The sequence below is a fragment of the Bacillus cereus group sp. BfR-BA-01311 genome (assembly GCF_022664295.1).
In the GTDB taxonomy this organism is placed as follows: Bacteria; Bacillota; Bacilli; order Bacillales; family Bacillaceae_G; genus Bacillus_A; species Bacillus_A cereus.
Window position 1 is genome coordinate 49,708 of record NZ_JAKUHC010000005.1, and the last position, 15,299, is coordinate 65,006.

The window sequence follows — 15,299 nt, forward strand, 5'->3', positions numbered from 1 at the left end:
CCTTAACATGATATGTATGTAGGCATCTTTCTGAACAGGACAAGAGTGTAATTTTATATAAATAGATGATTGCGGATGTATGGACAAGAAAAGGCGCATACATTGAAGGAAGAGAACTGAGAAGGGATGAGAAAACATGCTGCCTTCATATGATTTTTTTGTTCATCCAATGTACTTAGTGGAATTGAAAAAGGACATTTGGTCAGATAGTCCAGTGCCAGCAAAATTAACTTATGGAAAAAAGAAGTATGATATTGATATCGTATACCGAGGAGCTCATATTCGCGAATTTGAGAAAAAGTCTTATCATGTTATGTTTTATAAGCCTAAAAAATTTCAAGGTGCGAAAGAGTTTCATTTGAATTCGGAGTTTATGGATCCGTCTCTCATACGAAATAAATTATCTTTAGATTTTTTTCATGATATTGGTGTACTTTCGCCAAAATCACAACATGTATTTATAAAAATTAATGGTCAAATTCAAGGTGTGTATTTACAGTTAGAATCGGTTGATGAAAATTTTTTGAAAAATAGAGGATTACCGAGTGGTTCTATTTATTATGCGATAGATGATGATGCGAATTTTTCATTGATGAGTGAACGGGATAAAGATGTTAAGACAGAGCTCTTTGCGGGTTATGAATTTAAATATTCGAATAAAAATAGTGAAGAACAACTGAGTGAATTTGTATTTCAAGCGAATACTTTGACGAGGGAAGCCTATGAAAAAGAGATTGGGAAGTTTCTACATGTAGATAAATATTTACGATGGTTAGCAGGAGTTATTTTTACGCAAAACTTTGATGGTTTTGTTCATAACTATGCACTATATCATAACGATGAAACAAATTTATTTGAAGTTATACCGTGGGATTATGATGCGACTTGGGGGCGAGATGTACAAGGGAGACCGCTTAATCATGAATATATTCGCATTCAAGGGTATAATACGTTAAGTGCAAGATTGCTAGACATACCTGTATTTAGAAAGCAGTATCGAAGTATTTTGGAAGAAATATTAGAAAATCAATTTACAGTTTCGTTTATGAGGCCGAAAGTAGAAGGGTTGTGTGCATTGATTCGCCCATATTTACTACAAGATCCATACATGAAAGAAAAATTAGAAACATTTGATCAAGAGGCTGATATGATTTATGAATATATAAATAAAAGAAGAAAGTATATACAAGACCACTTACATGAATTGGATTAATTTTGAAAGAGATTGAAACGTTATCAATCTCTTTTTTTTGTATAATAAAGATGTATCAATAAAAATGAAGTAATATATTTGATAGAGAATGGGGATGCGGATATATGACGATTAAATGGATTGATTGGGTAAAACAAATACAATCTATAGCTCAAGCGGGTTTAACGTATTCTAAGGATGTGTATGATATTGAGCGTTTCCAGCAATTACGAGATATTTCTATTTCAATGATGTCACATTACACGAAAACAGATTGGGAAGTCGTAGAGAATTTATTTGCAAGTGAGACAGGCTATCAAACACCTAAAGTTGATATAAGAGCGGTTGTTTTTCAAAATGAAAAGTTATTATTTGTGAAAGAAAAAAGCGATGGGAAATGGGCATTGCCAGGTGGATGGGCTGATGTCGGTTATACGCCAACCGAAGTTGCAGCAAAAGAGGTTTTCGAAGAGACTGGTTATGAGGTAGATCATTTTAAGTTACTAGCTATATTTGATAAAGAAAAACATCAACCCTCTCCATCGGCGACGCATGTATATAAGATTTTCATTGGATGCGAGATTATTGGTGGAGAAAAGAAAACTAGTATTGAAACAGAAGAGGTGGAGTTTTTTGGTGAAAATGAATTGCCTAATTTATCAATTGCTAGAAATACAGAAGACCAAATTAAAGAGATGTTTGCCTACATGAAAGACCCGCAGAAAGAGAAATTAATAGATTAATCCTGCTTGAATTGTACATATTGTTAAAATGAAGATATTGGCAGATTGCAGCCTTTATGTAATAATGGGATGGTATGTGAAGAAAAAAGGAGATAAAAAAGAACATGTTAGCAAACATAATAGATCAGTTATTGCAATTTTTTGCAAGCTTAGGTTACTTTGGAGTAGCTCTTGCTTTAATGATTGAAGTAATCCCAAGTGAAATTGTACTTTCGTATGCTGGCTTTTTAGTAGCGAATGGTAAAATTAGTTTTGTTGGTGCAGTTATCGCCGGAACGATTGGTGGTACTTTAGCACAAATCTTTTTATACTGGCTTGGATACTACGGAGGGCGTCCGGTTGTAGAAAAATATGGGAAATATTTACTTATTAATAAACATCATTTAGACATAGCGGAAGGTTGGTTTAAGCGTTATGGAGCAGGCGTAATATTTTCTGCACGCTTTATCCCAGTAGTACGTCATGCGATCTCTATTCCAGCAGGACTAGCTAAGATGCCATTAAAACTATTTACACTTTATACGGTTGTAGCGATCATTCCGTGGTCAATTCTATTTATATACTTAGGTGAAAAACTTGGTGGGAATTGGCGACAAATTAAAGAGTATGCATCTGATTACACACATTACATAATTATAGGAGCTGTTCTTTTTATTGCTCTATACTTTGGTTTAAAGTATTTCAAAAAGAAAAAAGCAGCGCGTTAAAGTCAATGATTTTTCATTGGCTTTTTTTATTTGTTTCGGTTCAGTTCTAAAAAAAAAGAGTTGTCCATAATGTATAATAATAAAGCGTAGCGGAGGAATGTGATGAGAGGGTCACCGTTTATACGTGGAACGATATTTTTAACGATGGCAACGATGATATCAAAAATGTTAGGATTTATATATGTCATACCATTTACAGCAATGGTCGGTACGAGTGGGTACGTTTTATATACGTATGCATATCGCCCCTATACAATTATGCTCAGCATTGCGACAATGGGATTACCACTTGCAGTTTCAAAAATGGTATCAAAATATGATCAACTGAATGATTATCATACGGTTAAGAGAGTGTTGAAAAGTGGAATCGTGTTTATGTTTATAATGGGAGTCATTTCGTGTTTTGCGTTATATATGCTAGCTCCGCATTTAGCTAAGCTTGTCATCGATGGGAATGATCAAACGGGGAATAGTGTAGGAGCGGTTACTACTAATATTCGAATTGTAAGTTTTGCGTTAATACTTGTGCCAGTAATGAGTTTATTAAGGGGCTTCTTTCAAGGATTCCAATCGATGGGGCCTTCTGCATTAAGTGTAGTTGTAGAGCAATTTTTTCGGGTTTTAACAATTTTAATAGGAAGCTTTGTCGTTTTATATATTTTAAAAGCATCTGTCTCGCTAGCGGTTGGTATTTCAACATTTGGTGCCTTTATGGGAGCGGTAGGTGGATTAACTGTTTTAAGTGCGTATTATATGAGAAGGAGAAGGCACTTAAAGAAAAAAGAAATGGCAAGTATACCACAAACAACGAAATCTTTTTTCTCGCTTTATAAGGAGCTCTTTACATATTCTATTCCTTTTGTTGTGGTGGGCTTAGCAATTCCGTTGTATCAGACGATTGATACATTTACAATAAATAAACTACTTATACAAATAGGATATATGCAAGGAGAAGCGGAAAAAATTAATGCGATAATTGGTCTTGTTCAAATGGTTGTGCTCATCCCGGTATCTGTTGCCACTGCTTTTAGTATGTCTCTCGTACCAGAGATGACGAAAGCTTACACAGCAGGAAATACGAAGCTATTGTACAAACATTTTACGAGAACAAATGTATTAGTAGTAGCGATTACGGTACCGGCGGCAATTGGAATGATGGTGTTAGCCAAACCTGTATATACTCTTTTATTCGGTGCTGGAAATGATCCAGAGATGGGGAGAATCATTTTACAGTATTATGCTCCTGCTTGCATACTATTTTCTCTTTTTACAGTAACGGCTGCTATGCTACAAGGAATCAATCAACAGCAGAAGACGGTGCTAGGACTAGTGATTGGAATTATTGTAAAGATAGTTTTAAATATTGTATTGCTTCCGTATTTCGATTATGTAAGTTTTATCATTTCAACATACGTGGGCTATACGATTTCAGTCGGGTTTAACTTGTGGATGCTTTCTAAATATGTTATAAAGGCAACATAAGCTTTTAAGGCAGAGAGCACTCTGTCTTTTTCTATGTTTATCCCGCTTTAACGGGCATTGAGACCCTCACCTCAAAATACAGCGAAAGAAAAGAAGTTTGGTTGGGGGGCGGGCTACCCGTAAAAGCCCGATTTGTGAGGGCTAATAATCAGCGGGGGATAAAGCCACCTACTGATTAAAGTTTCACTTTATAATATTTTTCCTATAAAAACGTTTTCAAAATAATTTTTCTATTGAAATTTAAACGTATGTTTCATATGCTGAGAATGGCGGTTTAAAAACTGTGATTTAAGAGAGGTAGATTCCTACATGTAAAAAGAATCGGGGTGATAGTATGTTAAATATATATTTAACAGACCGAAACGGAAAACTACAAGAGATTGAGGAAATGCAAAAGGGGTGCTGGATTAATGTACTTCATCCAACAGAAGAAGAAATTCAATATCTAGTACAAACTTTAAATGTAGACTTAGATTTCATTAAAGACCCTTTGGATGATGAAGAACGCTCTCGTATTGAAAAGGAAGACAATAATACTTTAATTATCGTGGATATTCCGACAGTTAGACATGACGAAGAAGGAAATTCGATTTATGACACGATTCCAATAGGTATGATTGTGATGCCGGATTGTTTTGTTACAATCTGCTTAGAAGAGAATCCAATTTTTGAACGTTTTATTAATCAACGTATTAAAGAATTTTATACGTTTAAGAAGACGCGCTTTGCACTTCAGCTCTTATATACGATTTCTACTTATTATTTAAGATACTTAAAGCAAATAAATCGAAAAACAATTGATTTAGAGCATCAATTAAATCAGTCAATGAAAAATAAAGAGATTTTCACATTATTAGGCCTTGAGAAAAGTTTAGTATACTTTACAACGTCATTAAAGGCTAATAAAATTGTAATTCAAAAGTTAATGCGTAATAGTACATTTTTAAAAATGTATGAAGACGATCAAGATTTATTAGAAGATGTATTAATTGAAAATAAACAGGCTATTGAAATGGCGGAAATATATAGTCACATTTTAAGTGGAATGATGAATACTTTTAGCTCTGTTATATCAAATAATTTAAATAGTGTTATGAAACTGTTAACGTCAATTACGATCATTTTATCTTTACCGACTATGGTTTCTAGTTTCTTTGGAATGAACGTAAAGGTTCCGTTTGAAGGGGAAGCACACGGTTTTGTAATTGTACTCATCATATGTGTAACACTATCTTTCACGTTAGCTTTTGTTTTTTGGAAGAAACGTTACTTTTAACGATAAGAAAGCTGCTCTAGCATAGTTATACAACTACGCTAGAGCAGCTTTTTTGCTATGAAATCTCAAATTTTGAATAGAATATAACTTGTACAATGTAATGTATATAAAGGGTATGTATTCCATATAAACCTTGTTCAATTAATGAAATGGGGTTAAAATTACATATTGTTAATGAAAAGTTGGAGGAAATACATCATGGAATTGTTTCAATTACCGAAAGCATTCCTGCAAATGAATACAATTTTTATCTCCATATTAATCGAAGCACTTCCGTTTGTGCTCATTGGTGTATTTATTTCAGGATTCATTCAAATGTTCGTGACAGAAGATATGGTGGCAAAATGGATGCCGAAGAACCGATTTCTGTCTGTTTTATTAGCTACTTTTTTAGGCATGTTGTTTCCAGGTTGTGAATGTGGAATTGTTCCGATTGTAAGACGATTAATCGGAAAAGGCGTTCCGCCATACGCAGGGATTGCATTTATGTTAACTGGACCTATTATTAACCCAGTTGTATTATTTGCTACTTATGTTGCCTTTGGGAGTAGTATGCACATGGTATGGTATCGTTCTATTGTAGCGATTATCGTCGCCATTATCGTTGGAATTATATTATCCTTTATGTTTAAAGAACATCAATTAAGAGATAATCACTTCCCGGAAGTGAATAATAAGCGTCCATTACGTAAAAAAATGTGGGATGTATGTACACACGCTGTTGAGGAATTCTTCTCGATGGGAAAATATTTAGTACTAGGTGCGTTAATTGCAGCAGCGGTACAAACGTTTGTACAAACTTCAACACTTCTTGCTATTGGACAAGGTCCGTTTTCTTCATCAGCTGTTATGATGGGACTTGCTTACATTTTATCACTTTGTTCAGAGGCAGATGCATTTATCGCTTCTTCGTTCCAAAGTACGTTTTCAACAGCTTCACTTGTCGCGTTTCTCGTTTACGGACCGATGGTGGATATTAAAAATATGTTTATGATGCTTGCGACATTTAAAACGAAATTTGTAATTGTTGTTACAGTTACAGTTACTCTTGTTGTTTATGCAAGCTCACTACTCATTTATGCGATGGGGTGGTAGGTTATGTTTCGAGCATATATATTATTAGGTTTTACAATATTAATTGCGCAGCTTCATATTTCCGGTAACATTACGAAGTATATCAATATGAAGTATGCCTATTTATCAACAACAGCAGCAATTATTTTAGGTTTCTTAACGATTGTACAAATTATCGTCGTTTTCCAAAAAGAGCACCAAAAGGAAAAAGAGAAAAATGATTGTAGTTGTGACCATAGCCATTGCGGGCATGATCATTCAAAAGATGAGAATACATGGTGGAAAAAAGCATTTTCATACTCATTATTTTGTTTTCCAATTATCTCAGGGTTATTTTTCCCAATTGCGACGTTAGATTCGGATATTGTTAAAGCGAAAGGATTTCACTTTCCTGTTGCACAAGCAGAAAGTAAGGATCCATTTATGACAAGACAATTCCTAAGACCTGATACGAGCATTTATTACGGGAAAGAAGGATACCGTGGTGTAATGGAAAAAGGGAAGAAAGAGTTTGTTACGAAAGACAATATTAATTTGAAAGATGAAGACTTCCTAAAGGGTATGGAAACAATTTATAATTATCCTGGCGAGTTTACTGGGAAAAAATTATCTTTTAAAGGGTTTGTTTTTAGGGATGATTCTTCTAAAAAAGAACAATACTTCTTATTCCGTTTCGGTATTATACATTGCGTAGCAGATTCTGGTGTGTATGGTATGTTAGTGAAAAAGCCAGAAGGCGTAGAGTGGAATAATGATGACTGGATTCAAGTAGAAGGAGAGATAACTACTGAGTTTTATCAGCCGTTTCATGCGAATATTCCTGTATTAGAAGTAACAAAATGGAATAAAGTTGAACAGCCGAAAGAACAATATGTATTTAGAGGAGCCGATTGATAAAATCGGTTCTTTTTTGTGGACTAAAAGTTCTGAATGTTGTTAATATTAAACGTGTAGTTCATTTAGTATAGTGATTATTGAAATATTAGGGATAAATCATTAAAGGGGTGATAACAATGACAGAAGTAAAGGGGAAAACAGCCAATGAGTCAAGGGTGTTCAAAACGAGCCGAGTATTCCCAACAGATTTAAATGATCATAACACGCTATTTGGTGGGAAGATATTAGCGGAGATGGATATGGTTGCTTCTATTTCAGCATCCAGACATTCGAGAAAGGAATGTGTCACAGCATCTATGGACTGGGTCGATTTCTTACATCCTGTTCGTTCTTCAGATTGTGTTAGTTATGAATCTTTCGTAATTTGGACGGGAAGAACTTCGATGGAAGTGTTTGTGAAGGTAGTAGCTGAAGATTTAATTTCAGGTGAGAAGCGTATAGCGGCAACGTCATTCGTTACTTTTGTGGCACTTAGTAAGGGAAATAATCCAGTTCCAGTACCGCGTGTTATCCCTGAAACAGAAGAAGAGAAAGAATTACATCGTATTGCTGTGTTACGTGCAGAACAGCGTCATATACGTAAGGCAGAGAGTAAGAAAGTAGCCACATTGTTAACCTTTTGAGATGAATATTTAGCTATTTAAGTTACTATAGCAGTCGGAAATGGTTTTAAAATGAAAAGCGGACACCTAAAAATAGGTGTCCGCTTTTATAGTTTTTTCATCCACATATCATATGACAGTAGCTACTTAGCAGAAGCAAGCAGCACCGACGATGATTAAGAGGATAAATAATACGACTAATAGCGCAAATCCATTACCATGTGCGAAGCCCATTGTTATTTCCTCCTTTTATTTTAAGATACAACATACAATATGCAAATGAGCTATTGTTTGATATGGACATATATCATGCAATGACATATTTTCTTGAATGATAATGTAATAAAAAAGGGAAGATATAGAAATAACAGTAAGTGGAGAAAGGAATTTATCCATGAAGCGCTTTTTCGCTATAATCCTTTGTTTAATAGGTGTATTCATTTGGATGAACATCGATGTGGAAATGGGGAAGGAAATGGCTAGTGAATATGAATTAGGAAAAGTTCGATTAGGTGAATTTCAACTATATACGAACGGTGAAGAGTTATATAGAAAATTATTTGAGGATATAAACGATGCAGAAAAGTATATATATATCCATTTTTATATTGTAGGAAAAGATGAAATAAGCGAAGAGTTTTTACAGTTATTAGAGAAAAAAGCATCTAGCGGAGTAGAAGTGAAATTGTCAGTCGATCGGATAGGTGGATATAAGCTGAAGAAAAAGGTAATTAGCCGATTAAAGGAAAACGATGTGAAGTTTACATTTAGTAAAAAACCGAAGCTGAAAAATTTGTTCTATTCTTTGCATCAACGGAATCATAGACGTATTGTTACGATAGATGGAAAGGTATCATACGTCGGTGGCTTTAATATCGGAAAGGAGTACCTTGGACAAAATCCAAAGTTTGGGCCATGGCGTGATTATCACGTGCGCATCCATGGTGAGGGTGCAGCGGATATGGAAAGAAAATTCGCCGAAGATTGGAAAGAAGATACAGGAGAAAAAATGCCTATACATGAAAGTATACCTACATTAGGGAATGTGAAATATCAATATTTATTTTCAAATGGAAAAGGCTTATGGGAAAAGTATGGGGCACTTTTAAAAAAGTCTAAAAAGTCTTTAATTATCGCTACACCATATTTTGTACCAAGTAAAGAAATGGTGAAAGAGTTAAAAGCTGCATTAAATCGTGGTGTTAATGTAAAAATTCTCGTGCCATTTAAAAGTGATGCCGTATTGTTAAAACAAGCTGCCTATCCATATTTGAAAGATATGTTACATGCTGGAGCGGAGATTTATCAATATCAGAATGGTTTTTTTCATGGGAAAGTAACAATCATTGATGGGGAAATTGTTGATATTGGTACCGCAAACTTTGATAATAGAAGTTTTTATTTAAATACGGAGTCTAATTGTATTATCTATGATAAGGGAGTAACAGCGGACGTATGGAACCGATTAAAAGAAGACTTTCATAAATCAAAAAGATTTTCGGAAGAAGATTTTGAGAAAATAAGTAAATGGGATTGGTTTTTAGCAAGAATAGCAAATGTTATAGCATCATATTTATAGCATATAGACAAAAAGAAGGGGGGCACTTTCATGGATTGTATGAAAGAATTAATGAGGTATAGTTATATGCTTATAAATAAGGTTGGGGAGTATACAGGAGAAGTAAGAGACGGAGAATTAAAGGAGCTATTACAGCATCACTTACCATATATGTTGCAAGCTTATAATGAACAAGTGAATTTTCAAGAAGGAGAGAATGTACAGCATATAACTTGTGAACCGATTGCATTTCATTTTCATGAAATGGAAAAGGAAACCGATAGTAAATATACAGGAGATATTTATATTGCAACTTGTTATATTTCGCATTTAAAACGGTTAGCTTTAAAGTTTGCTCAAGTTGCAGTGGAAGTTGCTAATCCAGAGTTTCGCTCATTTTTGGAAAATTGTTTCTTGAAAATGAACCGTTATGCTTATAGTGTGTGGCAATATGTTATGAAGAAGGAATATAAGATTACACATCTATATGAAAATGAAAAGTTTGCATGAGAAACTAAGGCGAAATGGTATGCGCCTTAGTTTTTTTACGTCCATTGAGAGAAAAAAACTAGTTTTATTGTGTATCGATTGGAAATGAAATATATAAATTAAAATTAGGTTTTTGTTATCAGAAAATTTACAAAAATTTACCGTATATTTACTGTTTTTCAATCTCTCCTTTAAAAATAGAGAGTAATATGAGGTTGTACATATTCTATCACAAGGAGGAAACGCAAATGAACAAATGGGTTAAATCATTAACTGCTATGGCACTTGCAAGTTCTTTATTAATGGTAGGTTGTAGTAAAGGTGAGGACAAGAAGAAAGAAGACGACACAACAACACAACAAGAAGACAAAAAGGATAAAGAAACAAGCGGAACCGAGAAGTCTACTGATTCTAAAGAAAAGAAATAAAGTAATAATAAAGCTTCCTCTTATATATGAGGAAGCTTTTTTGTTGTAAATTGATTGAGATTATTGAAAAATAGAAAGAGAATGAAAGAGGGGGAAAACAAATGAAAGTATGTATATTGGGAGCAACAGGACGAGTAGGTTCAAACATAATTAATTTAGCATTAAAGGATTCAGCTGAAGTGACTGCATTAGCGCGTGATTTAAATAGAATAGAAATACAACATGAAAGGTTACGAGTGATAGAAGGTAATGTATTGAACGAAAATGATATAAATAAAGTGATAAAAGGAAGCGATATAGTAATTAGTGCACTTGGAACGGATCAAAATGGAACATTAGCGAAGAGTATGCCACAAATTATTAAGCAAATGGAAGAAGAAGGGGTTCGTAGGATCATAACAATAGGAACAGCTGGTATTTTACAAGCAAGAACAGATCTAAATTTATATCGTTTTCAATCAACGGAATCAAAAAGGAAAACGACAACGGCAGCGGAAGATCATTTAGCTGCATATGAGGCACTTAGTAATAGTAATCTATATTGGACCGTCGTTTGTCCGACACATTTAATAGACGGTGATGTGACAGAGGTATATCGAACTGAAAGAGATATACTGCCAGAAGGTGGAGTGAAAATTACAGTGGGTGATACAGCACACTTTGCATGGGATCTATGTAAGAAAAACATATATGAAAATAGTCGAGTAGGTATTGCATATTAAAAAACCATCCCGAAGTCAGGATGGTTAAAAGATGATATAACATACGAAGATGATAATCATAATGATTTGGAGAATTGCTTTCGCTACTGTACTGCTTAAAAAACCAACTACAGTAGCGACTCCAACTAGAAAGGCATCTTTTGGCGCTTTTTTATGTACTAGTTCGGTTATAAATACTGATAAGAACGGTATGATAATAAGTCCGAATGGTGGGAAGAAGAACGATCCGACAATGATAGAAATCATTCCGACACGTTCGCCCCATTTAGAACTACCGTATTTTTTTAAGAAATATCCATTTGCAATAAAATCAGCAACGAAAATGAAAAAAGTGAAAATGACTTGAATAATCCAAAAAGAAGTTGTTAATTCTCCTCCATTTATACCGAAATGGTAAATCAAATATCCAGCCCATACAGCTAGTATGCCAGGGATAATTGGATAAATAAATGCAAGAAATGAAACAATGAAACAGGCAATGATACAAATTGTTAATAAAACAGTCACTTTATAGCTCCTTTTTAATATCTAGTTTATGTACAGCAACTTTTTTGACTTGATGTCCATCAAGTTCTAATACTTTAAATTGAAAACCAGCATATTCAATGAAATAACCAGCTTCAATATTTAAGTCAACTGCTTGAGAGAGAAGCCATCCTCCGATTGTATCTAAATCACTATCATCAATATGTAGGCCAAACATATCATTTACTTCAGAAATAAGCACCTTTCCATCTAAAACAGTAAGCTTAGGTGTACGCTTTTCAATCATAGGTGATTCATCAGCATCGAATTCATCTTGAATTTCTCCAATGATTTCTTCAAGAATATCTTCCATCGTTAAAAGTCCGGCAGTACCACCATATTCATCCATAACGATTGCCATCTGAACGCGATTTTTTTGAAGGTGGACTAACGTTTTACGAATTGGAACTGTTTCAAATACAGTTAGAACAGGATGTATATAAGATTCAAGTGGTTTATAAATACCTTTCGTTTGATCATGGAATACTTCTTTCGTATTGATCATCCCAATGATATCATCTTTATCTTTTTCAATGATTGGATAGCGTGTATATTTTTCAGTAGCGACGATATCCATATTTTCTTCTAACGTATTTTCAGTAGACAAGCAAATCATTTCGGTACGAGGAACCATAATTTCTTTCGCAACTCGATCATCAAATTCAAAAATGTTATTTACATATTTATATTCGGTTTGGTTTATTTCACCGCTTTTAAAACTTTCACCTAAAATGAGTCGCAATTCCTCTTCAGAATGAGCAAGTTCACTTTCCTTCGCAGGTTCTAATCCGAGTAGTTTTGTGAAAAATATAGCTGTACTATTGAGTAGCCAAATGAATGGATACATAATTTTATCAAATAAAATAAGCGGTCTTGCAAATTTGAGTGTGATTGCTTCTGCTTTTTGAATTGCGAAAGACTTTGGAACTAATTCACCTAATACAACGTGGAAAAATGTAATAACACTAAAAGCAATAACAAAAGATAAAGTGTTAGCCATTGTTCCAGTAATATTAATTTTTTCAAAGAGCGGTCGTAGTATATGTTCCACAGTCGGTTCACCAAGCCAACCAAGTCCTAAAGAAGTGATTGTAATTCCGAGCTGACAAGCTGATAAATAAACATCTAAATTAGATAGGACGCTTCTTGCAGCTAAAGCTTGTTTATTACCTTCATTTGCAAGTTGGTCAATTCGACTTTTTCGTACTTTTACAACAGCGAATTCTGATGCAACGAAAAAGCCAGAAATAAGAATAAGTACAAAGATGAGAAAAATATTTAATATGTCCAAGTGTGTTCTCCATTCCAAGGTTTGGAATAAAGATGTCACCTCCTGCAATTATGTTATACTTTTATAATAAATCCAAATGAAAAGAATAGTCAAAGGAAAAGGGCAAATATTGGTATGTTTCTGTAATAGTTTTTGAATTTGCTGTTATTTTGTCCGCTATACAAAAGGAATAACCCCCTACTTTTAGATTATAGAGGGTTATTTTAAATTAAGGTTTTGGAACACTTCTCGTTAAAGTGTATGACTGTTGCTTGGAGTAGTTTGTGGTCCATAGTGTTTGAAGGAAAGAAAGTATGCTATATGGGATATAGAGTAGTAATAAGCCGATTGTAACAATTATGGGTGAATTTCCGCCAAATTGAACGATAAATTGTAACAGGCCATTTGCATGAAAAACGCATTCCATAAAAACGAATGAAAGAATAATGGAACCTAAAATTGATTTATGATTTGAAGTAAGCGCTAAAAACAATGTGTCTACAAGAAAAGAATCATGTTTTATTTCATATTCATTTGTGTTTTTTAAGAAAGGAATCCATTTTTTTACTGCTTGCATAACGATAATCATGGAAGTACTACATACGATGATAAATGATGAGTAGTAAGGAAGGTTTATAAATTGTGCGATGTATAGAAGTAGTAATAAGACTGAACATTGTAATACTACAGTGCAAAAAGAGTAAGGTATCCATTTCAATACAGTAGTAAACTTTTTAAACGAGTTAGGTACTTTGAAAAATAAATGGCCGATACCCAAACTTATGAAAAATCCGATCGCAAGGGTAAAAGTAAAACGAACAATCGATATAAAATATATTTCCCATATGTAAGGGAATAATGGAGTTGAATGATTAGAAGTATGTATCATTTGGTTTGCTGAGAAAAAGATAGATTCATGCATCCAATCAACCTTTGGAATTGATATAGAAGAAAGCTGTGCGAAGTTTTGAAAAATGCTAATAAATCCATTTTGATAAGAGTAATTGTGTGTAATAAAAAGAGCTGGAATAGGACTTATGGCAAAAATAAAAATAACACCAATTATAAATTTACATATATGTGAGCGTAATAAGGACATATAACCACCTACTCTTAGAATATTCAGAAAATTCTTATTCTTATTTTAGCTTTTTTTGAAAGAAGTTACAATATATTTTTCATTTAGTAATTCAGAGAGAAGATTTGATAGCAAAAATATACAAGTGAAGGATTCATGAATAAATTATGACAAGAAAATGAATAATTTTCAGAAAAATAAAATAAATTATTTATTTTTTTCTGAAAATATAATATAGTTATGGCACAGAAAGTATTTTAACATAAGGAGGCTTTTTATGAGGATTAAAGGGAATTACGTGCCGAAAAGGGAAGTTTTACTGTGCTCAAGTTCGATTACGATTGGGGAAGCGTTAGAGCATTTAAATAAAACCGGGTATCGTTGTGTACCAGTTTTAGATGAAAGAAAAGAGAAATTTTTAGGAAATATATATAAAGTAGATATTTTAGAATATAAAGGATCACTTGATGAGAGTGTAATACAATTATTAAATGATAAAGAAGGATTTGTGAGAGAAGATTCATCTTTCTTTAAAGTATTTTTTACAATAAAAAAATTGCCTTATTTATCAGTAGTTGACGAAAAAGGGGTTTTCCTTGGAATTTTAACGCATAAAAAAGTTTTTGAGTTATTAGAGGATGCATGGGGTGTTCACTCTAGTAAATACTCTGTCATGATTGGAACGCAAGACTATAATGGAGCAATCCAAAAATTATCGACAGTTTTAAAGAAATATACTGGTATTCAAAGTTTGATGACTTTTGATAATGATGCCTTATTAGTTCGTAGAATTATGTTTACATTAGGAGAAGAGTTTAACGACGGTGAATTAGAGACATTATTGAAAGATTTAGAAGATCACGGATTTAGAGTTGTGTATGTGGAAGAGATGAAAAATCCACGTGAAGTTGAAACGATAGAGTAACATAACAAAAGCCATCTTTATGGATGGCTTTTGTTATGTTACGTGTGTAAAGTTATTTGGAAATAACGATAGGGTAATAAGTGAGATTGTAACAATATTTGTGTAAGAGAATAAAAAATGTAGATAATTTTGATTTTCAAAAAAATCAATTTGAAAATATGTTTTTATTTTGCAACTAAATATGTTACTATATGTGTGATAAAAACAAAGAGGTCTGACAACTATACTCCACGTAATAACACTCTAATGATTTAAAAATTCAAAAAAATCAAAATTCAAAATAACAATTGTATTAATGATTAGAGTAAAAATAAGGGGAATGGAGAAATTA

The 15,299-nt window shown here is 33.4% G+C and carries 17 protein-coding genes; 13 read left to right on the plus strand and 4 right to left on the minus strand.

What is annotated here, in order from left to right; all coding sequences use genetic code 11:
- Window positions 1-136: 136 nt before the first annotated feature.
- The 8 genes from cotH to MR136_RS13435 all read left to right on the plus strand — a co-directional run bounded on the left by cotH (window position 137) and on the right by MR136_RS13435 (window position 7,994).
- Window positions 137-1,213, plus strand: coding sequence for a spore coat protein CotH (gene cotH, locus MR136_RS13400; RefSeq protein ID WP_242259460.1), 1,077 nt, complete (start codon window positions 137-139; stop codon window positions 1,211-1,213).
- A gap of 104 nt (window positions 1,214-1,317) precedes the next feature.
- Complete coding sequence (locus tag MR136_RS13405) at window positions 1,318-1,935, plus strand: NUDIX hydrolase N-terminal domain-containing protein (protein ID WP_000153591.1); 618 nt, start codon at window positions 1,318-1,320, stop codon at window positions 1,933-1,935.
- A 104-nt stretch (window positions 1,936-2,039) separates the two neighbouring features.
- Entirely contained in the window at window positions 2,040-2,642 is a 603-nt protein-coding gene (uptA, locus tag MR136_RS13410; protein ID WP_000880691.1) for an undecaprenyl phosphate transporter UptA, read from the plus strand.
- Between the two features lie 102 nt (window positions 2,643-2,744).
- Window positions 2,745-4,124 carry a putative polysaccharide biosynthesis protein gene (locus tag MR136_RS13415; RefSeq protein ID WP_242259461.1) on the plus strand — a complete coding sequence of 460 codons (1,380 nt, stop codon included), beginning with the start codon at window positions 2,745-2,747 and terminating at the stop codon, window positions 4,122-4,124.
- A 334-nt stretch (window positions 4,125-4,458) separates the two neighbouring features.
- Window positions 4,459-5,400, plus strand: coding sequence for a magnesium transporter CorA family protein (locus MR136_RS13420; protein ID WP_000932389.1), 942 nt, complete (start codon window positions 4,459-4,461; stop codon window positions 5,398-5,400).
- A gap of 198 nt (window positions 5,401-5,598) precedes the next feature.
- The gene (locus MR136_RS13425; protein WP_016081955.1) at window positions 5,599-6,495 is read left to right on the plus strand and encodes a permease; all 897 of its coding nucleotides are present in this window, start codon (window positions 5,599-5,601) and stop codon (window positions 6,493-6,495) included.
- 3 nt (window positions 6,496-6,498) lie between these two features.
- Window positions 6,499-7,368, plus strand: a complete 870-nt coding sequence (locus MR136_RS13430) for a TIGR03943 family putative permease subunit (protein WP_000488059.1) — start codon at window positions 6,499-6,501, stop codon at window positions 7,366-7,368.
- Window positions 7,369-7,487: 119 nt separating this feature from the next.
- On the plus strand, window positions 7,488-7,994 hold the full coding sequence (locus MR136_RS13435; RefSeq protein WP_053564687.1) for an acyl-CoA thioesterase: 507 nt from the start codon (window positions 7,488-7,490) through the stop codon (window positions 7,992-7,994).
- 126 nt (window positions 7,995-8,120) lie between these two features.
- Here the strand turns inward: MR136_RS13435 and MR136_RS13440 are convergent, their stop codons facing one another.
- The gene (locus MR136_RS13440) at window positions 8,121-8,207 is read right to left on the minus strand and encodes a YjcZ family sporulation protein (RefSeq protein WP_000505094.1); all 87 of its coding nucleotides are present in this window, start codon (window positions 8,205-8,207) and stop codon (window positions 8,121-8,123) included.
- A 160-nt stretch (window positions 8,208-8,367) separates the two neighbouring features.
- Here MR136_RS13440 and cls point away from each other — a divergent pair, with 160 nt between their 5' ends.
- From cls to MR136_RS13460, 4 genes are all read left to right on the plus strand, one after another.
- The gene (gene cls, locus MR136_RS13445; protein ID WP_242259462.1) at window positions 8,368-9,552 is read left to right on the plus strand and encodes a cardiolipin synthase; all 1,185 of its coding nucleotides are present in this window, start codon (window positions 8,368-8,370) and stop codon (window positions 9,550-9,552) included.
- Window positions 9,553-9,582: 30 nt separating this feature from the next.
- Window positions 9,583-10,041 (plus strand): spore coat protein, encoded by a 459-nt coding sequence (locus MR136_RS13450; protein WP_061457089.1) that lies wholly within the window; start codon window positions 9,583-9,585, stop codon window positions 10,039-10,041.
- Window positions 10,042-10,268: 227 nt separating this feature from the next.
- Window positions 10,269-10,448 carry a hypothetical protein gene (locus tag MR136_RS13455; RefSeq protein WP_001045960.1) on the plus strand — a complete coding sequence of 60 codons (180 nt, stop codon included), beginning with the start codon at window positions 10,269-10,271 and terminating at the stop codon, window positions 10,446-10,448.
- Between the two features lie 101 nt (window positions 10,449-10,549).
- Window positions 10,550-11,170: an NAD(P)-dependent oxidoreductase gene (locus MR136_RS13460; RefSeq protein WP_000861657.1), complete on the plus strand. Its 621-nt coding sequence runs from the start codon at window positions 10,550-10,552 to the stop codon at window positions 11,168-11,170.
- A 24-nt stretch (window positions 11,171-11,194) separates the two neighbouring features.
- Here MR136_RS13460 and MR136_RS13465 read toward each other — a convergent pair whose 3' ends face one another.
- The 3 genes from MR136_RS13465 to MR136_RS13475 form a co-directional block, all read right to left on the minus strand.
- Window positions 11,195-11,677: a DUF456 domain-containing protein gene (locus MR136_RS13465; RefSeq protein WP_000217332.1), complete on the minus strand. Its 483-nt coding sequence runs from the start codon at window positions 11,675-11,677 to the stop codon at window positions 11,195-11,197.
- Window position 11,678: 1 nt separating this feature from the next.
- Window positions 11,679-12,986, minus strand: a complete 1,308-nt coding sequence (locus MR136_RS13470; protein ID WP_000353737.1) for a hemolysin family protein — start codon at window positions 12,984-12,986, stop codon at window positions 11,679-11,681.
- Window positions 12,987-13,194: 208 nt separating this feature from the next.
- On the minus strand, window positions 13,195-14,064 hold the full coding sequence (locus MR136_RS13475; RefSeq protein ID WP_000055265.1) for a hypothetical protein: 870 nt from the start codon (window positions 14,062-14,064) through the stop codon (window positions 13,195-13,197).
- A gap of 256 nt (window positions 14,065-14,320) precedes the next feature.
- Between MR136_RS13475 and cbpA the strand changes: the two genes are divergently transcribed.
- Window positions 14,321-14,968 carry a cyclic di-AMP binding protein CbpA gene (gene cbpA, locus MR136_RS13480; protein WP_242259463.1) on the plus strand — a complete coding sequence of 216 codons (648 nt, stop codon included), beginning with the start codon at window positions 14,321-14,323 and terminating at the stop codon, window positions 14,966-14,968.
- Window positions 14,969-15,299 lie beyond the last annotated feature (331 nt).